Annotated in this window: 18 protein-coding genes and 1 tRNA gene; 7 read left to right on the top strand and 12 right to left on the bottom strand. The window is 43.9% G+C overall.

The features are described from left to right. Complete coding sequence (locus ISR87_11940; GenBank protein ID MBL7026157.1) at positions 1-504, bottom strand: cytochrome c-type biogenesis protein CcmH; 504 nt, start codon at positions 502-504, stop codon at positions 1-3. Positions 505-615: 111 nt separating this feature from the next. On the opposite strand from ISR87_11940, the gene ISR87_11935 reads away from it, so the two are divergent. Then, entirely contained in the window at positions 616-1,515 is a 900-nt protein-coding gene (locus ISR87_11935) for a bifunctional hydroxymethylpyrimidine kinase/phosphomethylpyrimidine kinase (protein MBL7026156.1), read from the top strand. 9 nt (positions 1,516-1,524) lie between these two features. Continuing rightward, a complete protein-coding gene (locus ISR87_11930) occupies positions 1,525-2,754 on the top strand; it encodes a hypothetical protein (protein ID MBL7026155.1) in 1,230 nt (409 codons plus the stop codon). A 1-nt stretch (position 2,755) separates the two neighbouring features. On the opposite strand, the gene ISR87_11925 is transcribed toward ISR87_11930, so the two are convergent. The 4 genes from ISR87_11925 to ISR87_11910 form a co-directional block, all read right to left on the bottom strand. Further along, complete coding sequence (locus tag ISR87_11925) at positions 2,756-3,304, bottom strand: DJ-1/PfpI family protein (GenBank protein ID MBL7026154.1); 549 nt, start codon at positions 3,302-3,304, stop codon at positions 2,756-2,758. A 10-nt stretch (positions 3,305-3,314) separates the two neighbouring features. After that, positions 3,315-4,232, bottom strand: coding sequence for a hypothetical protein (locus ISR87_11920; GenBank protein MBL7026153.1), 918 nt, complete (start codon positions 4,230-4,232; stop codon positions 3,315-3,317). After that, positions 4,229-4,909 carry a hypothetical protein gene (locus ISR87_11915; GenBank protein MBL7026152.1) on the bottom strand — a complete coding sequence of 227 codons (681 nt, stop codon included), beginning with the start codon at positions 4,907-4,909 and terminating at the stop codon, positions 4,229-4,231. The genes ISR87_11920 and ISR87_11915 overlap by 4 nt, the downstream gene beginning before the upstream one ends. A 103-nt stretch (positions 4,910-5,012) precedes the next feature. Continuing rightward, positions 5,013-5,390, bottom strand: coding sequence for a GNAT family N-acetyltransferase (locus tag ISR87_11910; protein ID MBL7026151.1), 378 nt, complete (start codon positions 5,388-5,390; stop codon positions 5,013-5,015). 144 nt (positions 5,391-5,534) lie between these two features. On the opposite strand from ISR87_11910, the gene ISR87_11905 reads away from it, so the two are divergent. Both ISR87_11905 and ISR87_11900 read left to right on the top strand, forming a co-directional pair. Continuing rightward, positions 5,535-6,455, top strand: coding sequence for a DUF3667 domain-containing protein (locus ISR87_11905; protein ID MBL7026150.1), 921 nt, complete (start codon positions 5,535-5,537; stop codon positions 6,453-6,455). Between the two features lie 6 nt (positions 6,456-6,461). Then, positions 6,462-7,040 (top strand): hypothetical protein, encoded by a 579-nt coding sequence (locus tag ISR87_11900; GenBank protein ID MBL7026149.1) that lies wholly within the window; start codon positions 6,462-6,464, stop codon positions 7,038-7,040. Positions 7,041-7,045: 5 nt separating this feature from the next. Here ISR87_11900 and manA read toward each other — a convergent pair whose 3' ends face one another. Beyond that, a complete protein-coding gene (gene manA / locus ISR87_11895; protein ID MBL7026148.1) occupies positions 7,046-8,260 on the bottom strand; it encodes a mannose-6-phosphate isomerase, class I in 1,215 nt (404 codons plus the stop codon). Positions 8,261-8,639: 379 nt separating this feature from the next. On the opposite strand from manA, the gene ISR87_11890 reads away from it, so the two are divergent. Beyond that, positions 8,640-9,410: a hypothetical protein gene (locus ISR87_11890; GenBank protein ID MBL7026147.1), complete on the top strand. Its 771-nt coding sequence runs from the start codon at positions 8,640-8,642 to the stop codon at positions 9,408-9,410. Positions 9,411-9,416: 6 nt separating this feature from the next. Here the strand turns inward: ISR87_11890 and ISR87_11885 are convergent, their stop codons facing one another. The 5 genes from ISR87_11885 to carA form a co-directional block, all read right to left on the bottom strand. Beyond that, positions 9,417-10,157, bottom strand: a complete 741-nt coding sequence (locus ISR87_11885; protein ID MBL7026146.1) for a TIGR02206 family membrane protein — start codon at positions 10,155-10,157, stop codon at positions 9,417-9,419. Beyond that, on the bottom strand, positions 10,154-11,602 hold the full coding sequence (gene glpK / locus ISR87_11880) for a glycerol kinase GlpK (GenBank protein ID MBL7026145.1): 1,449 nt from the start codon (positions 11,600-11,602) through the stop codon (positions 10,154-10,156). The genes ISR87_11885 and glpK overlap by 4 nt, the downstream gene beginning before the upstream one ends. Positions 11,603-11,705: 103 nt before the next feature. Then, positions 11,706-12,548, bottom strand: coding sequence for an alpha/beta hydrolase (locus tag ISR87_11875; GenBank protein MBL7026144.1), 843 nt, complete (start codon positions 12,546-12,548; stop codon positions 11,706-11,708). A 92-nt stretch (positions 12,549-12,640) separates the two neighbouring features. Then, a complete protein-coding gene (gene carB, locus ISR87_11870) occupies positions 12,641-15,817 on the bottom strand; it encodes a carbamoyl-phosphate synthase large subunit (GenBank protein MBL7026143.1) in 3,177 nt (1,058 codons plus the stop codon). After that, positions 15,801-16,901, bottom strand: a complete 1,101-nt coding sequence (gene carA / locus ISR87_11865; GenBank protein ID MBL7026142.1) for a glutamine-hydrolyzing carbamoyl-phosphate synthase small subunit — start codon at positions 16,899-16,901, stop codon at positions 15,801-15,803. Before carA ends, carB begins: the two co-directional genes overlap by 17 nt. A 189-nt stretch (positions 16,902-17,090) precedes the next feature. On the opposite strand from carA, the gene ISR87_11860 reads away from it, so the two are divergent. Continuing rightward, positions 17,091-17,633, top strand: coding sequence for a GNAT family N-acetyltransferase (locus tag ISR87_11860; protein MBL7026141.1), 543 nt, complete (start codon positions 17,091-17,093; stop codon positions 17,631-17,633). A 9-nt stretch (positions 17,634-17,642) separates the two neighbouring features. After that, on the top strand, positions 17,643-18,038 hold the full coding sequence (locus ISR87_11855) for a nitrous oxide-stimulated promoter family protein (protein MBL7026140.1): 396 nt from the start codon (positions 17,643-17,645) through the stop codon (positions 18,036-18,038). Between the two features lie 149 nt (positions 18,039-18,187). On the opposite strand, the gene ISR87_11850 is transcribed toward ISR87_11855, so the two are convergent. Continuing rightward, positions 18,188-18,260: transfer RNA gene (locus ISR87_11850), tRNA-Thr, on the bottom strand. Positions 18,261-18,642 lie beyond the last annotated feature (382 nt).

Raw genomic sequence — 18,642 nt, 5'->3', positions numbered from 1 at the left:
CTAATCTATATCTGAAAGTTCCGACTCAATTTTTTTAAGGGTTTCTTCTGACAACTGATTCTTCAGATCTGGTCCCTGCTTTTTAGCTTGTAGCTTTTTCAGCGCATATCCAAGTATTGTCAATCCAACAAGACTAAAAATAACCACCATCCAATAAGAGACTTTTCCTACCGTCTCACTGGCTTTGGGTGCAGCCAGGATTCGATTGCCATATGGTTGTTTGGTCCGGGGGTCAATAGAATTTCTAAAATGGTCCAGGACATCATCAGTGCTTTTACCCTCAATAAGCAATCGCCGAATGGTTACTTTTGCATCTTCGGTCATTTGATTTTTACCATGCATATACACAGGACCACCAAAGCAACAGGTGGCCATGAGGTTTTTCTCCAGGTAAATCGCCTGCTCATTTTGCTTGTCAGTTAGTTTCTGATTGTAGAACTCATAATCTTGAGCACTCAACATGCTCACCAGGACCATCAATAGGATAATTGTCTTCATTTTCATGTGGAGAATCTAGACGAGAAAACAGGGTTCTCAATGGAAATTCATTGTGGTGGGAGGGATTACATCGCATTTTGCCTAGCTGTTACTTTTAACGGAAAATAAGGAAATGACATGTCACTCATCATTGTTGGATCATTAGCACTGGATACTATTGAAGCGCCTGCTGGCTCAGTTTCTGAAGTTCCCGGTGGATCCAGTAGCTATTGCTCCATTGCTGCAAGCTATTTTACCCATCCAAACATTGTCGGTGTTGTAGGAACTGATTTTCCAGAACCAGTCTTTACGCTTTTTAAAGATCATCATGTAAATCTAGAGGGCTTGGTTATAGAAGAAGGCAAGACCTTTCGCTGGGGGGGGCGCTACGCAGAAAATTTTGACGACAGAACCACTCTTTTCACTGAGCTGAATGTATTTGAATCCTTTAACCCGACACTGCCCGATACATATAAAAATGCAGCACATGTTTTATTGGCGAACATCCATCCAGGTTTGCAGCACCATGTACTAGATCAGTTGGAGGCTGAATCATTCGTTGTTCTTGATACAATGAATTTGTGGATAGATACGGCTCTGGATGAGTTGCTAACCCTCATAAATAGGGTTGATATGTTGGTGATCAATGATGAAGAGGCCCACATGCTCACCCAGGAGCGTCATTATGGCAGGGCAGCCAGAAAACTTCAAGCCATGGGTCCAGATTGGGTGGTGATTAAAAAAGGTCAGCATGGTGCATTACTCTTTCATGGGGAACAGGTGTTTAGTGTCCCGGGGCTTATTCTAGATGAAGTGAAGGACCCAACTGGTGCTGGTGATACCTTTGTTGGTGCCCTCATTGGTTATCTCGATCAATCAATGGATCATTCTTTTGACAACATGAAATTAGCTGTAGTTTTTGGGTCCGTATTTGCCTCTTTCTGTGTGGAGGATTTTTCAGTTGATGGGATCACCTATCTGGAAGAATCGGATCTGGAAGACCGTTATGATAAATTTGTAATAATGAGTCAATTCTAGGAGATATGGATGAACGCTGAACATACTATAAAAGGACTCAATCGATTTTTAATCTTCAGCATGATGATGGTCAGTCTTACGGTGTATATCGGTTGTGAGAATGATGATGATGAGTTGACATGTAACACAGTTGGTGAAGCAGGTGAATTAGTTGAGGCCACCTTTCAAATGACGCTCACTCCAGCCCAGGTTGAGCCATATCTAAGCCTGTTTGGAGCTCCCATTGGTTACACATTGACCCATAGTACTGATGCTTATAAGATTCATTATAAAACCAGAGATAAGCATGGTGACCTCACACTGGCCTCTGGTGTCATGTTTCTACCCCAGGGTGTTGAAACCATGGATCTGGTGAGTGTACAGCACGGGACTGCCCTAAAACGAGAAAATACAGGGTCAGTGAATCCCCTCTATGCCATGGATGGTATCATGTTCTCCATGAGTGGATTTATGGCAGTCGCTCCTGATTATATTGGTCTAGGTATTTCGGAAGATATCCATCCCTATGTCCATGCTGAACTCACAGCAAATGCCGTGGTTGACATGCTGCGGGCTGCCAGAATCTATGCCTGCGAGAATGATATTGTTATAAGTGATAATCTATTTCTAGCTGGCTATTCAGAAGGTGGATACGCCACCATGGCCACCCATAAATTTATTGAAGCAGATTATTCAGATGAATTTCATGTGACTGCAGTTGCCCCCATGTCTGGTCCCTATGACCTCATCGGATCAACGCGGCACCTCCTGAGCAGAGATACTTATGACATTCCAGCCTTTCTGGCCTATGTGGTGGTGGCATATGATGATATCTATGGATGGAATCGTCTTACGGATATTTTTAATGAGCCCTATGCAACTATGATTCCAGGTCTATATGATGGTTCCCAGGAGTTGGGTGATGTGAACGATCAATTGCCAACCGATATTAATGCGCTTTTCAGAACAGATTTTACCGAGGCCTTTTTAGCAGGTCAAGAATTAGCTATCCAGCAAGCCCTGGAAGAAAATACACTTTTGGATTGGGGTCCCATTGCACCTGTCAGGTTATATCATGGAACTGCTGACAGCTCCGTTTCCATTGCAAACACCTTAAGTGCCTATGCATCTTTGCAGGCAAATGGGGGAACGAGTGTAGAATTGGTTCGCCTGCTTGGGGCAGATCATGTCGGTGGATTTATTCCCTCAATGATCCTGGCAGAAACGTGGTTTGACAGCATCAGAACAGCGGGTCAGTAACTTATAATTTTGCCAGAACCCCAGCATTTATTTCAGAAACTTTTTCTTTTCCATAGAGTGCCTCCACTAGCTTAAAGGAAAACTCCATGGCGCTGCCAGCAGCCTGTCCTGTGATCAGGAGATCAGCGGTCTCTACTCGCGCTCCAGTGTGAACAGCGGTTGTCATGCTTTCAGCCCAGGCTGGGTGAGAGGTGATTTTCTTACCATCGGTGAGGCCGGCTTCTTGTAGAACTGCCGGGGCGGCACAAATGGCAGCAGAAGTCTTGTTCGCCGAGGCTTGATCCTTCAGGAGTTTGATAATTCTAGCATCACCCATAAGATTTGGAGCTCCGGGGACACCTCCAGGGAGTACAACCATATCAAAGTTTTCGTTGAGAACTTCATCGAGAACCGTATCGGCAACAACTTTTAGACCATGGGAACCTTGAACATTTCGCTTTACCAGGGCGGCAATGATTACCTCCGCTCCCGCTCGACGTAGAATGTCAATTATAGTGATGGCTTCAATTTCTTCAAATCCTTCGGCCAGGGGCACCAAAATCTTTTTCATCACAAACCTCCTATAGACCAGGCGTTCTGAATGTTTCTAGAATGCGGGGCTTCATATATTTTGAAGTTTTCACCAATTTCCCATCCTTGTTGTACACGTGAACCAACTTGGGTTGATGTTTATCGTTGTACTCATAAACAGTCTTTTTGATCAAGTCAAGATTTCGATCTTTTTCCACTTCAGTGAGAAGCTGACCATACTCATCGTACTTACGAGAAATAAATATGCCACGATCTTCATCCAAAATTTCTTCGTGCTCTCGATAACTTTTCACAGGGTGATAAGCATATCGGTAAAAAGCGATGAGCGAATTATCAGGGAGGTAGTGATCCTCATTTACAATCTGAATCTCATCGTTATAAATGGTTAGCCAGTAATCCCGCAATTCGCCGCTGGGAAGAAAGAAGTTCCGTCGAGATTTGTCAAGCCGATGTTTATAGTCGTAATGGTATTCAGTTGAACTCTCAATCTTACGACCCAAACCCCAGGTTTCTTCCAGATATGGCTTTTGATTGGCATCGTAATAAATAGATAGTTTTTTTTCCAGAGTATGAGACCGGGTAAACCACTTTTCTTCCCGTTTGGTTACTCGTCCTCTTGCGTAATGCCATTCTTTTGATATGCGTGGTGGACCATTGTCAAAAAACTCTGTTTGATGATGCCTCATCAGTTGCCCTTTTCGGGTATAGGTATAGTTGCTTTTTTTAACCAGGTTTTTTCCTGATGAAAAATATTTTGCTGATGTGATCTGCCCCTTGTCATTGCGTTTCACCTCGAAGTAATCACCCCGTACTGAAGAGCGCTGCTTGACATGATTCAGAAACTTACGGTTGTGGAGATCACCCTCCTCGTAGTAAGAAATTTTGCCGCCGCTACATCCGCTGATGAGCAGGGCCAGGGCGATTAAGCTGGAAAATCTAGTGATCACTTGGTGAACAGATAGAAATAAATGGCTGAACGACGGGCATCAACAAGTTCAACTTTTTCTGAGCGAACGATCTCATCAGCAATATCATACAACTCGTAGCGAGCCTCTTTACTTAAATCCTGATAGAATGCCAGCACCTGTTTATCGCTTAGCTTATCGATGGTAAGAAGCCGAGCCTGATCCAGAGATTTGCCCTGGCGAACCAGTTTTACAGCTGATAAATCTATTGAGCGAGCACTGACTAGCTGTGGGGTTGCTGTTGAGTCGAGGGTCCCTTCCTGACTTGTTGCTTTCTGGGTAACCTTGGGCTGCTGCATCCGCTTGGCCAAGGCGTATCGCTTTCCTGGGTCTTCCAGTTGTTTGCTGATTTTAATAATGTCCAGGGTGATTTGATCAATTCTGGCTCGGGATTCTGCCTGTTTTCTCTTCAATCGAACCAGTCTAAGACTATCGCGTTTGTCAAAGTCACCATTGGGTGCTTTAAGCTCAGCCTCCAGACTGTAAGATCTGGCTTGCTCTGCTTTGAATTTTGTCACCATCTCGCTGAGTTTATCTATCTCACGATGGAGGGCGCTTACGTCAGATTCTTTGGCCTGTGACCGTGCAAATGTTGGTGAAAGAATGATAACGATGAGTATAACTGATCTGATGATATTGATTTTATTCATATTTAACATAACCCGACTCTCCTCAATGCAATGCCTTTAAACTAACCCAACAGTTAAAACTGAGAAAGTATGAAATGTCTCTGAATCCATGAGTTGTCTCGTTAAATCTGGACTAGAGAAGTTGTTTCTCGAACCAGTATTTTTTCTCGCCACCTTCCAGTGCTGTCTTCACCTTGACATAATTATTCTTTTTGCCAAGCTGAATCATTGCTGGGAATCGATCGAAAGTGGTAAAATAAATGGTAGCAATCCCCACATTTTTAACATGATGCTCCTGAAAATCAAGCAGAGCCTGGGCTATACCCTGTCGCCGATAGTTAGAATCTACTCCACCCAACCAGGAAAAGAACGTTCGGACCCCTTCTATCACATATCCCAGTTTAAAACCAATTGGACGTTCACCATCATAGGCAATTAAAAGGAGCGGGTGCTGTTGCTGAATCTTCTCCAATCGGGATGCAGTAACTCTGGCATTTCCAAATATCATCATTTCAAGTGAGTTGATGATATTGAGCTCAACCGCCGCAGAACGTATTTCGATTTGAGGTGAAATTTAGATACCCTCCATTAATAATTGCTACTATGAAAAAAGACTTACCCTATCCAGATTTCCATCTAAATTTAGACTTTAGTTATGAGTAAACAAAAGCCAAGAATACCGCAACGAACGGAATGTCTAAACTGTGGCTCACCCCTCAGCGCACAATTTTGTCCGGAGTGCGGACAGAAAAACAAGGATTACAGCCTCACATTTAAGGATTTTTTCTCAGATTTCTTAGAAGAACTGCTTGATGTTGATTCTCGTGTATTGAGATCTCTGAGACTTCTTTTTACCAAACCAGGCTTCTTGACCTCTGAGTATGTGAGGGGTCGCAGAGTCAGATACATACCGCCCGTTCGAATATATCTGGTCGCCAGCGTCCTTTTTTTTCTATCACTCACGCTTAAAACCCTCCTCCCAAGCGTTCAGAGTAATGAATTCTTTAAGGAAATTACTGAAACAGGTAACCTTGATAATGCTTTGGAGAATGCACTGGAAGCCAAGCAGACTGCATCGAGCAATGATGTGTTGAGTTATGAGGGGTCTGGGCTGGTACCCGTAGATCCTGATAGTTCCCAATCAGGGATGCAATTGTCCTTAGGAGGGGGGCAATATGATGTCAATCAAGGTGATTTTCTGTCCAATTTTAGTGATAATTTCGCAAAAATGATGTTCCTTTTGCTTCCCGTGGCAGCGCTTCAACTAAAGGCACTCTACTGGCGCAGAAAAAAACTCTACATTGAGCATCTCGTTTTCAGCATTCACGTCCATGCCTTTATTTTTAGTCTCCTTATTTTGACCATCATTTTGGACTTTAAATTGACCATGTGGCTTGTAATAATTTCAAGTTTGATATATTTATTTATCGCCATGAGACAATTTTATGGGCAATCCTATTCCAAAACTGCCACAAAAATGGTGCTGTTGCTCCTTAGCTATGGAGTAACTACCATATTGGTTATGACACTTACACTGGTTGCTACAGCGGTCGGTCTTGTCATGGGCAATTCTTGATGTATCATGTTTGAATTCTTAACCCAGACTTTTAATGCTTCCCTCATTGCAGTTACTCAATTGTTTCTGTCATCAGTGGTGACCTCAAATCCCTGGTTTGAGGGACTTGACCTTCAATACTCCGGCGTAAAACATGAGATTGTCTGCAGCACCAAACTGGCTGATTCATTTACTGAAACCCTGGATGATGTGTTACTCTCTGGCGAGAATATCACCCTTCATTTTCGCTTCGAACTCTTCGCACGCGGGGAAGCGACACCGCTCCAGATGAAAGAAGTCGTGAATGGTTTTCGTTTTGATGAGGAGACGGAGACCTATTATCTATTTAATTCACAGAATGGCGAGTTGGAGCGTTTCTTTACAATTGAGGCCGCAAAGGACACTTATATTTCTGTAAGCAATCTTGTTATTGTGAATACCAAGGGCCTGTCAGACGAGGAAGATTATTTTGTACAGGTGACAGCTTTTCTTGATCCAATTAAACTGGATGATATGAGCGAGTCAGTAAATCTCATGTTACGCTGGGCCAGTGTGAAACCCACCATTGTATCAGATAAATTCCGGATTCAAGCCAAGGCCAGTTAGTAAATCTAGGGGATCTCAACCAGATACAGCTTCGAGTCCATGCGAGCTGATATATCGAATTCACTCAAATTTGCTGGAGTGATAAAGGTATGACCCCGTTTCAACACACAGGTGCAGGAATTATCCTTCCCACCCCAGTGTAAACTGATCTCTCCTTCCAAAAGCAAGAACATAGTCAGACTTCTTCGGGATGCGAATGATTCAGATTTTCCCTCTGGCAATTCAAGTGATTTGATTCTGAACTCCGACACCGGAGTGGCATACTCACTCTGATACCCCTGCCTGGTTTGAGCAACCCGATAATCGGATTCCGTATCATAGACGAGTATGTTCTGAAGCGCCTCAGCATCGCAAAATTTGTTAGTTAATCCCACTCGAACGACATTATCAGAGTTCGCCATACACTCAATGATATTGCCCTTTAGGTAGGCATGGGGGACACCAGGAGATAAAAATACTGCTTCACCCGGTTCCAGGTGAACTCTATTCAACAAGAACAGAAAAATGAGCCCAATATCCTCCGGCCCCCACTTCTCATATTGCTCCAGGTAAAGGATCTCTGATTCATCAGGGTTATCTTTTTGACTGAGACATTGATAAATCTGGTGTGTGGTATCAGCAAAATATTTTGAATCCTTCTCTCTAATATGAAACAGGGCTTGAACACCACTTTTAAGGGTATCAATGGGGCTGGAATCTCTGCTTAACAATGATTTGAGCTCAGGACGAGTTTCCATAAGCGTAGAAAATTCCTGGTCTGAGATAAACCCAACCAGTGCATCTAAATGATCGATGGCAACAGCAATCTCGGGCTTGTGATTATCATCAGGATAGTGTTCAGCATCCACTCGATGGAGATTTTCAGCTTGTAATTTGTTTGGATGGGCTTGAATACTGAGAGCTTCACCAGCGGACAGTACCTTAAAGAGATAGGGAAGTGATATATGCCTCTTATCTGTTCCCAGCCGTTTCTGTGGGTCATCTAAAATCCAATTGGAGAGACTGAGAGGACCTTCTTCCAGATTGATTATCGATGAAGGTGCCTTCGGGTGAACCCCCATCCATAATTCAGCATATGCTTGTCCAGGTTCTGGGTCGAGCCCCAGGAGTTTTGGGATGAAGGCGTCATGGTCTCTTGTGCCCCAGGGATAGTTCTGAATGGCATTTTCAAGGCGATAGGGTCTTGCATCTTTACAGTCGGAATTATTGGCAGTTGACATGATCAAAACTATTCACCAGTCACACACTCCACAATGACAATTAATACCAACGGTGAAATGAGGAGTCCTGCACATTATGTATCCGATATTTCACAAATTACTATATATTTAATATAAAATTAAATAAATCATAAATAAAGCTTGCATAAACGATTAGGATTATTATTTTTGGTCAAATCAAATTCACAATTGAGTACAATAAATAGAACCCTGTTATGAACACAAAACATGGTAAAACTTTATGATTCATGCACAAAAATCCAGAGCCCGTTTATTTCTCACTTACTTAAAGGACAAAACAGAACTCTTCCTTTACGTGAAACCACACGGAACCTCCCCCAGTGAGATGACATATAGGCGGGCACCTGGAGATGCTGCTATGAATGAACGAATCAAGGCCATATTGGATCATGCCGGGGTGCTTAATTCTGACACAGAAATCTGGATATTGCTTTATCCCCCGGAAATTTATACGACCACATTGTATATCCCTACCCATGCGACACAGCCCGAATTGAAAGCTCTGATTCACGAGCAATTATTCTCCACTTTGTCATACCCCATCAATTATGATTGGGAAAACTATTCACTTTCATCCCATGAAAATGGTCATAATGAAAATATGGTAACCGTGACAATTCTTGGTAGGGATGTACTTCCCAGAATTAAAGAATTACTTACATATAATTTTGACCGAGTGACATTTATTGGTGATGGTCTGCAGTTTTTGAATATTGAAAGCACTTTTTTTCAATTGCTGCGTGGGCAAACATATGAGATGATACTCCCCTATGATGAGATGTTTTACACCGCAGCCTTTAGGTCAGGTTTTCATATCGAAAGTTCGGTTCTGACCCACGCCTGCTCATCATCTTTTGGGGATTATAATTTAAGTCATCAACAGGTCTATCTGGATATCCGCCAGAAGAAAAATTTACTTCATCAGCCAAAAATTCAGCCAGTAGTCGCGCACTCGGAATGGCAAAATGCACGTCTCACCCCAGCTGCTTTTCCCACCTGGTTTATTGCCAGAAACAGTATGCATCAAAGTGAAATAGTGAATTTTATTAAGCAGAATGCAGATGCTGAGGCTAGGCCAAAAAGGAAACACCAAGCTAAAAAGTTTGAGGCCATCCATCTTTTGGACTGAAGAAAGCTAAGAACGACGTCCTGCAATGAGATCTTTCAGAGCGAAAGGGGAGTAGTAAATATAGAATGAAATCACAGCTACCACTTCGAGAGACAGAATGTACCAGGGCCAGGGACCCAAAACATCAATGATGGATCCATTTACAGGCTTATGGCAGATGAATAGATAGTTCCCATCAGTAACATAGTTAAATCCTGCAATGAAAATCAAATAGATGTTGGTGATTCCCATAACCTTCCAGATGGAACGGTGTGTGGGACGCATGCCTCCAATCCAGGTCATGTAAAGACTGGCGAAGATTAAGGCTCCATGTGAAAGAAAGAACTGAAAAAAGCGATAATGTGGATAGCCATAGGCTCCAATGTCAGGAGTCAGCAGAGCTTGAATAGCCCCGCCCAGCCCCCAGAAATACACAAGCTCATACAATAAATAGTTACGATTAATTAATAGAAAGGCAGCCAGTACTATTCCAACACCACACAGGTGTAGGGGCAGGGTACTGCCCGCATCCCAATCCCCGATACTTACATGCCAAATATTCAGACTCAATTCCTGGCTTATGAGTAGAACAGCCACAATCCAGCGAGTCCGCAGATCTATCCTTGCAGTAGAAAACCAGTCGCGCTTCAGCCATAAAGCACTATAAATACTGAAAAGAATGAGAATTGCTATCCAGTGAGGAGGTGAAAAGAAGACAAAATCATGACCTGGATATTCCAGTGAGAAGGGACCCGTTGTTGAAGTCATCTGGTTACCACCTGTTTGATTGCGGCATTCCAGCCCTCAATCAGGGAAACCCGTTGGTTCTCAGATATTTCTGGAGCAAAAATGGTCTTTTGGGAGGCGAATGATTTCAAGGTCTCCTTATCCCAGATCCCAATTCCAAGCCCAGCTAAATAAGCCACCCCAAGAGCGGTCGTTTCTACATATTGAACCCTTTGAACTTCAATTTGCAGGATATCTGCCTGGAATTGCATGAGAAAATTATTCTCAGTTGCTCCCCCGTCCACCGCAAGTGATCTGATGTTCACTCCAGTCTCTTTTTCCATAGTCTGAATAACATCGTAAGTCTGGTAAGCCATGGCTTCCAGACTGGCGCGTATGATATGATTCTTATTGGATCCCCGGGTAAGTCCGGTAAGCATTCCCCTTGCTTCCATATCCCAGTGGGGTGCACCTAATCCCGTAAACGCTGGTACCAGATAAACACCATCAGTATCACTCACGGATAAAGCCGCAGCTTCGCTCTCAGCTGCGGTCTTGATGAGGCCTAATTCGTCCCTGAGCCATTGAATGGCTGCTCCGGCAATAAAAATTGAACCCTCAAGGGCATAACAGGGTTTGCCATCAGGATCCGCTGCCAGTGTTGTGATTAACCCGTACTCTGATTGAATAGCTTCAGCACCTGTATTCATCATGATGAAACAACCCGTTCCATAGGTGTTTTTTGTTTCACCCTTTTGAAAACATTGTTGCCCGTATAGCGAGGCCTGCTGATCTCCAGCCACGCCGCAAATGGGAATACCATCTAGTTCAGATAGCGTAGAAACTGTCCCGTAGTCATCTGAGGAATTTCTTACATCAGGAAGCATGTCTATGGGGACTTTAAGCAGGTCGCATAGTTCAGCGTCCCAACGCTTATCATGAATATTAAAAAGCATGGTACGGGAAGCATTGGAATAATCCGTTGCATGAACATCCCCGCCAGTAAGCTTCCAGATAAGCCAGGTATCTATGGTTCCAAACTTCAAATTCTGGTCTGGATTTATAGTCGCATGATTCAAAATCCACTGGGCTTTGGTAGCGCTAAAATAGGCATCGAGGGGCAACCCTGTTCTTTCTATTATTAGACCCCTATGTGGTTCCAGGCTCTCACAAATAGAGGCGGTCCGACGACATTGCCAGACGATGGCATTGTATACAGGGTTGCCTGTATCAGCATCCCAGATGACGGTGGTTTCCCTTTGATTGGTGATACCTATACCTTCAATCACTTCTGAATTGGCGGCACAAATTTCTCCAACACACTCAACCACGGTTTCCCAGATTTCTTCTGGATCGTGCTCAACCCAGCCACGTTGAGGGTAGAATTGCTGAAACTCATGATAGGTTTTAGCGAGAATCTGTCCTTCAGAACCTACCAATATGACGGTGGTACCTGTGGTGCCCTGATCTATAGAAAGAATCGCCATAATTAGATCCAATTATTTTTCAACAAAGATTAAAAGACCTCCACGGTTCCACTCAAATACTCACTAACCCATTGAACTCATGGAACTCACAAAACTCAGTAACTCAAACATGAGCATTCAACCAGTTGATGATATCGGCCTTTACCTGATCTTGTTCTGGCTCATTCAAAATTTCGTGATACAAACCTGCATATATTTTTAATGTTTTGTCGGTTGAACTCACATTGGCATAGAGCATTTCACTACCACTCTTGTCAGCAAGCTTATCAGAGTCGCCATGCATAATCAGGATGGGAAGATCAATGACGTGGGAACGTGCAGTAATTGTCTTGGTGGCATTAAGCAACTCAGAGCCGGTTCTGGCCAGGATGCCTCCGCGATAATTTAGGGGATCCTCATCGTAGGCTTTTACAACTTCCGGATCTTTCGAAATGTCAGTACTTTCCAATTTTATCACAGGTAGCTTGGGGAGAATAGCGCTGATTACACCAGAGATTTTTTGGAGGAAGGGTGAAATATCATCACTAACCTTAACTGAAGGTCCACTGAGAAGCACACCCTTTACATCAGGATTCCTTTCGATGGTGAAGAGCGTAACAATACCTCCACCCATGCTATGCCCGAACAGGAAAAGAGGTAGATCGGGATAACTGGCTTTGGTACGATTCAGCACTTCCTGAAGATCATTTAAATAGTCCTGAAAGGAATTGATGTAATTTCGTTTCCCTGAAGATTTTCCATGACCTCTCAAATCAAAGCCTACTACTGTATAACCGGCATCCACCAGGGATTGCGCGACATGCGCGTAGCGACCAGAATGTTCTGCCACCCCATGGGTAATCAGTACCACCCCTTTGGCTTCCTTGCAAGGCCAGGTTTGCTCAAAAATATCAAAATTATCTGCTGTTGTAAAAGTTACCTCAGATGGAATCGCTAACACAGTCATGATTTCCCCTTAATACCCCTTGGTATTGGTTAAGCCCAATTTTTAGTGCAATTAGATGGTACCGGAAAAGTAAACGGTACGGGAGGAAAAAATCAATTAAAAATATCTTGGAGGCTGTTCACCGTTAAATCATCCAGGGCTAAGCGCCGTATACCTCGGACGGCAGTTTTTGCACCTGAGAGGGTGGTAATAACTGGAATTTTATACCGGATGGCAGCTCGGCCAATAGAATACTCATCCTCACGTGCTATAGCGCCCATGGGGGTGTTGATGACCAACTGGATTTCTCCATTCTTAATGTGGTCAGCCACATGGGGTCGGCCTTCATTGACTTTATAAATAGCCTGGACGATCAAACCATTTTCTCTGAGAACCTCAGCCGTTCCCTGGGTAGCCATGATTTGGAATCCCATCTCTTGAAAATCACGGGCAATTTCGATGGTGTTTTGTTTATCATGATCATTGACTGAAATAAAAACTGATCCCTTGGTGGGTAAGTGATTTCCGGCACCAATTTCAGCTTTTGCGAAAGCGGCCCCCAATCTGGTATCCAGACCAATGACCTCCCCCGTGGATTTCATTTCAGGTGAAAGGAATACGTTTTGATGCGGGAATTTGTTGAAAGGGAATACAGGCTTTTTAACCGCTATGAGAGCGTGCTTTTCCCGGTGCAGATCGAGATCACTGAGCTTTTTCCCTGCAGCCAGCTGTGCGGCATATTTGGCCAGAGGAACATCAGTCACCTTACTTACAAAGGGAACGGTTCTGCTGGCTCTGGGATTCACCTCAAGAACGTATACGACCCCATCCTTCATGGCGAATTGGATGTTGATGAGTCCAATGGTTTTGAGCGTAAGGGCTAGATTTCGAGTGTATTTTTCAATGCGCTTGCGATGATTGGGGAGTAGTTGATAGGGGGGAATTACACAGGCTGAATCACCGGAATGTATTCCAGCCTCTTCGATATGTTGGAGAATCCCCCCGATATAAACGTCTTCGCCATCACAGATGGCATCAACATCAAATTCAAAAGCATCTTCCAGAAAGGCATCAATCAGGACGGGATGGTCACCACTGACCAGAGCTGCTTGAGCAACATATTTTTTGAGCGATTCTTCTGTGTAAACAATCTCCATTCCTCTACCACCCAGCACATAGGAGGGTCGCACCAGAACGGGATAACCAATTTCTGTGGCTACGAAAGAGGCTTCCTCAATGGTGAAGGCGGTTCCATATGCCGGAGCAGGAATTTTTAATTTGTCAAGGATGGCACCAAACTTTTTGCGATCTTCTGCCAGGTCTATTGCTGATGGATTGGTACCAATGATCTTCACGCCTGCTTCCTGGAGCCTGTTTGCAATATTCAGGGGTGTTTGACCGCCAAATTGCACCAGTACACCATCAGGTTTTTCCAAATCCACGATATTCATCACATTTTCGAAAGTCAGGGGTTCAAAATATAGGCGGTCCGAGATATCAAAATCGGTGGATACTGTCTCAGGATTACAATTCACCATAATGGTTTGATAACCCATTTCATTCAAACCAAAAACAGCCTGAACACAACAATAGTCAAATTCCAACCCCTGTCCAATACGGTTTGGACCACCACCCAGTATCATCACCTTTTTTCCAGTGAGAGGAGTGACTTCATTCTCGGTTTCATAAGTTGAATATACATATGAGGTCCTGGCAGGAAACTCAGCGGCACATGTATCAACTTCCTTAAAAGTCGGCAAAATCCCTTCAGCAACTCTGAAGGCTCTGATATCAGACTCTGTTTTATCCAGGCGCTGTGCTAATTGAACGTCTGAATAGCCACGTCGCTTATACTCCCGGATTGAATCGTGATCAAATTTTGGAACAGGATCCAAGGCCAGTTCTTGAATCTGGTACAGAAACCATGGATCGATTTGAGTGATCTTTTGGAGGGTGTCGAGTGCCACACCATCCTGGAAGGCTTTCCAGATTTTGACCAGGCGAAAAGCAGTAGCAAAACGCATCTTTTTGAGATCCAGCTCTCTACCTGCAACCTTTTTAGGTTCCAGACCTACCAACCCAACTTCCAAGGAGCGGAAAGCTTTTTGTAGACTCTCCTTAAAGGTTCGTCCAATGGCCATCACTTCACCTACCGATTGCATCTGAACACCGAGAATACCGTCAGCCGTAGGGAATTTTTCAAAATCGAAACGGGGTACTTTGGTAACGATATAATCAATACTGGGTTCAAAGGCTGCCAGGGTTTTACCCGTGATCTCATTAGGGAGCTCATCCAGGAGATATCCAACGGCTAATTTTGCAGCAATTTTAGCAATTGGAAACCCCGTCGCCTTGGAAGCCAATGCCGAGGATCGACTCACTCTGGGATTCATTTCGATGACAATCATACGGCCAGATACTGGATCAACTGCAAATTGTACGTTTGAACCGCCTGTCTCAACTCCGATGGCCCGCAGACACTCAATGGACCAGTTGCGCATCTTCTGATATTCTTTATCTGTCAGGGTCATGGCTGGGGCGACGGTGACTGAATCTCCAGTATGCACGCCCATGGGGTCAATATTTTCAATAGAGCAAATGATGATGGCATTATCGTTCTTATCCCGCACCACCTCCATCTCAAATTCTTTCCAACCCAACAAAGATTCTTCAATCAGCACTTCCCCAATGGGGCTTGCAGATAAACCCTTATCAACTAATTCACGAAACTCTTCATTGTTGTAGGCAGTTGCTCCACCAGTGCCACCCATGGTAAAGGAGGGACGAATGATGGCAGGGAAGCCGGTATTTTTTACCATCTCAATAGCAGATTCAATACTCCGGGCAAATCCACCCCTGGCAGTATCAATTCCAACGCTATCCATGACAGCTTTAAATTGTTCTCTGTCCTCAGCCTTGTTGATAGCTTCTACATCAGCACCAATGAGTTGAACCCCGTACTTCTTCAATACACCGAGTTTATCCAGTTTGATTGCCAGATCCAGAGCGGTTTGTCCACCCACTGTTGGCAGGATAGCATCAGGTCTCTCTTTTTCAATGATGGCGGTCACAATGCCCGGGGTCAGTGGCTCCAGGTAAGTTGCATCGGCCAATTCTCTATCGGTCATGATGGTAGCGGGATTGGAATTCACCAGAATAATTCGGTAGCCTTCTTCCCTCAATGCCCGGCATGCTTGCGTCCCTGAATAATCGAACTCACAGGCTTGTCCAATGACAATAGGACCTGCGCCCAGGATAAGGATAGATTTAATATCAGTTCTTTTTGGCATACTCGTCCATCATATGGATAAATTCTTTAAACAAATAGCGGGAGTCATGTGGTCCTGGACTGGCTTCTGGATGATACTGTACTGAGAAAGCCGGAATATTCTTGCAACGTATCCCTTCCAGAGTCTCATCATTTAGATTTATATGAGTTACCTCCAGGTGGTCTGGAAGACTCGATGGTTCCACAGCAAACCCATGATTCTGACTGGTGATTTCCACTTTGCCGCTTAGTTGATTCCTGACTGGATGATTACCCCCTCGATGGCCGAATTTCAATTTATAAGTGCTGGCACCCTGAGCCAGAGCCAGGATTTGGTGGCCCAGACATATTCCAAAGATTGGTTTTTTGTCCAGGAGTTCTTTAACTGTTTCAATGGCATAATTCACAGGTTCAGGATCGCCAGGACCATTGGAAAGAAAAATGCCATGGGGATTCAGAGCTAATATCTCATCAGCAGAAGTTGTGGCAGGGACAATAATTACTTCGCAGTCATTTTCAGCGAGTTGTCTAATAATGTTGAATTTGATGCCAAGATCCAGCGCGACCACACGATATGAAGGGTCAGGTTTTTCACTGGGCCAGGTCCAGGTTTCTTTACAACTCACTTCCTGAACCAGATCCTGCCCGGTCATGGCAGGGACAAGTTTCAATTTTTTCTTTAATGAAGCCAGATCCAGATCATCACTGCTGATGATCCCATTCATGGCGCCTTCATCACGAATAATGCGTGTCAATTGGCGTGTGTCTATGCCCTCGATACCAACTACTCCAGCCTCCGTCAAATAGTCATCAAGGCTTTGGACCGCGCGATAATTGGAATGGATGGGACTGGCTTCTCGTACGATCAACCCTCGGGCCTGAATTTTGTGACTTTCGGTATCCTCGGGATTGACCCCGTAATTACCAATGTGGGGAGCAGTCATGGTTATGATTTGACCGCAGTATGAGGGATCTGTGAGAATCTCTTGATAACCAGTCATGCTTGTATTAAAACAGACTTCACCACCGGAGGTACCGATAGCGCCCAAAGAATATCCTTTAAAGAGGTGTCCGTTTTCCAGAAGGAGGATGGCGGGCTTTTTCATTAAAGCTTAATCTCACTTTTTATCATCGATCTGCAACCCCAAAAATGAGCAAATCTGACTATTTTGTTAAATAATTAAAGAAGGATGTAGATGTGGCGAAAAAATTTGAAGGATTAAGGGTTTGAAATCATTTAGATGAGGGATGAACTTAAGTTAATATGAAAGCAATAATTCGTGATTAAGGAACCGATGAAAGTATATCTGGAAACCCAACGACTGATACTGAGAGAATTTACCGCATTGGATATTGATAATCTGGTTGATCTGGATTCTGATCCCCAGGTCACTCTTTATATCAATGGTGGCAAACCCACACCTCGTGACCATGTCACCGAGAAGATTTTGCCAAGAATAATGAAGTACTATAGGGATCTGGATAGACAGGGACTCTGGGCCGCCATTGAAATGGCCAGTGGTGCTTTTATGGGGTGGTTTCATCTCCGTCCCAACCGGGTAAATGCATCAGAAACTGAGTTGGGTTATCGCCTGAAACAAAAATACTGGGGTCGGGGTATTGCCACAGAAGGTTCATTGGCGCTGGTTAAAAAAGGCTTTGAGGAACTGGGACTTGATGTGATTATGGCTATTGCCGACCCAGACAATGGTGCCTCGCGGCGAGTAATGGAAAAGGTTGGTCTAGAATATGAGCAAGAAATGATGGAGCCAGACGGCTTCGTCGTCGTGAAATATCGGATTGATCGGGCTGATTACTTCAAGAAAAGGGATAGTTGAGAATATATAATGTCCATATTTACCAATAGAATTGAACGAGAATCCAGAACCGTCGAAGTAATGATCCAACTCTACTGCAAAAATCATCACGGTCTTTTAGTGAAAGATTGCTCGAATTGCTCTGAATTGCAAAATTACGCATTGGACAGACTCAATCGCTGCCCTTTTCATGAAGGCAAAACATCCTGTAAGAATTGTCCCATCCATTGCTACAAACCAGGGATCAAAGATGACATCAAACGGGTCATGAGGTATTCAGGTCCCAGAATGATGTTGCGGCATCCCATTTTAACCATGTTTCATTTCAGTGACAACCGACGCAAGGAACCCCTCAGCATACTCACCCAAACCCAAAAGACTGAGCTTAAGGATAGTATGGATTGCCAAGGTCCTATAGAGCCATAATTCTTAATTCTTAATTCTTAAATTTTAAATTGAAAATGTTAAATCAGATATGAGCCACCTATCTACTCCTGCAGCCACGATAGGCAGACCCAGGAGAGTAACAATTCCTCAATTTTAAATCTTAAATTATAAACATAAAATCTGAACTGAGCCACCCAGGAGAGTCGAACTCCTGACCTACGCATTACGAATGCGTTGCTCTACCAACTGAGCTAGGGTGGCGTTAAAAAAGCAAATTGTGTTTCATCCCTTCGAAAGCCTCCAGTCTACGTCTCACAACTTCGACTTGGCGGGCAGGGAGACACACACTGACTGCTCTACCAACTGCTTGTCCCGTCGTAGCCGGTAGGCGTAGACGGAAGCTAGGGACCCGCCAACAGCGGCGGGTGGGGTGGCAATAAAAAAGCGCGTGAATATAGATTTTGCGCCATTGCTTGGCAAGTAATGCTGATTTCAGATATATACTCCCTGATTCCGATATAAAGCCCAGTTAAAGAGTTTTGTCTGATACATTTGATCAAAAAAGTTTGTGGGTTCACGATATCTGATTATCAGCGATCTTTAGATGAACAGTTTCCTTTCTGTTAAGTAATATGTCTCATAA

The organism is Candidatus Neomarinimicrobiota bacterium (assembly GCA_016784545.1).
Taxonomy (GTDB): domain Bacteria; phylum Fidelibacterota; class UBA8477; order UBA8477; family JABMPR01; genus JABMPR01.
The sequence above is the reverse complement of the archived record's forward strand: the minus strand, read 5'-3'. Positions and strand labels throughout refer to the sequence as shown.

Coding starts and splice junctions, on each gene's coding strand:
- ISR87_11875 (MBL7026144.1), bottom strand. CDS start 12,548: ATGACTGTGTTAGCGATTCCATCTGAGGTAACTTTTACAACAGCAGAT.
- ISR87_11910 (MBL7026151.1), bottom strand. CDS start 5,390: ATGATGATATTTGGAAATGCCAGAGTTACTGCATCCCGATTGGAGAAG.
- ISR87_11855 (MBL7026140.1), top strand. CDS start 17,643: ATGTCCATATTTACCAATAGAATTGAACGAGAATCCAGAACCGTCGAA.
- ISR87_11935 (MBL7026156.1), top strand. CDS start 616: ATGTCACTCATCATTGTTGGATCATTAGCACTGGATACTATTGAAGCG.
- glpK (MBL7026145.1), bottom strand. CDS start 11,602: ATGGCGATTCTTTCTATAGATCAGGGCACCACAGGTACCACCGTCATA.
- ISR87_11900 (MBL7026149.1), top strand. CDS start 6,462: ATGTTTGAATTCTTAACCCAGACTTTTAATGCTTCCCTCATTGCAGTT.
- ISR87_11890 (MBL7026147.1), top strand. CDS start 8,640: ATGAATGAACGAATCAAGGCCATATTGGATCATGCCGGGGTGCTTAAT.
- ISR87_11860 (MBL7026141.1), top strand. CDS start 17,091: ATGAAAGTATATCTGGAAACCCAACGACTGATACTGAGAGAATTTACC.
- ISR87_11905 (MBL7026150.1), top strand. CDS start 5,535: ATGAGTAAACAAAAGCCAAGAATACCGCAACGAACGGAATGTCTAAAC.
- carA (MBL7026142.1), bottom strand. CDS start 16,901: ATGAAAAAGCCCGCCATCCTCCTTCTGGAAAACGGACACCTCTTTAAA.
- ISR87_11930 (MBL7026155.1), top strand. CDS start 1,525: ATGAACGCTGAACATACTATAAAAGGACTCAATCGATTTTTAATCTTC.
- ISR87_11940 (MBL7026157.1), bottom strand. CDS start 504: ATGAAAATGAAGACAATTATCCTATTGATGGTCCTGGTGAGCATGTTG.
- ISR87_11915 (MBL7026152.1), bottom strand. CDS start 4,909: ATGTTAAATATGAATAAAATCAATATCATCAGATCAGTTATACTCATC.
- manA (MBL7026148.1), bottom strand. CDS start 8,260: ATGTCAACTGCCAATAATTCCGACTGTAAAGATGCAAGACCCTATCGC.
- ISR87_11925 (MBL7026154.1), bottom strand. CDS start 3,304: ATGAAAAAGATTTTGGTGCCCCTGGCCGAAGGATTTGAAGAAATTGAA.
- carB (MBL7026143.1), bottom strand. CDS start 15,817: ATGCCAAAAAGAACTGATATTAAATCTATCCTTATCCTGGGCGCAGGT.
- ISR87_11885 (MBL7026146.1), bottom strand. CDS start 10,157: ATGACTTCAACAACGGGTCCCTTCTCACTGGAATATCCAGGTCATGAT.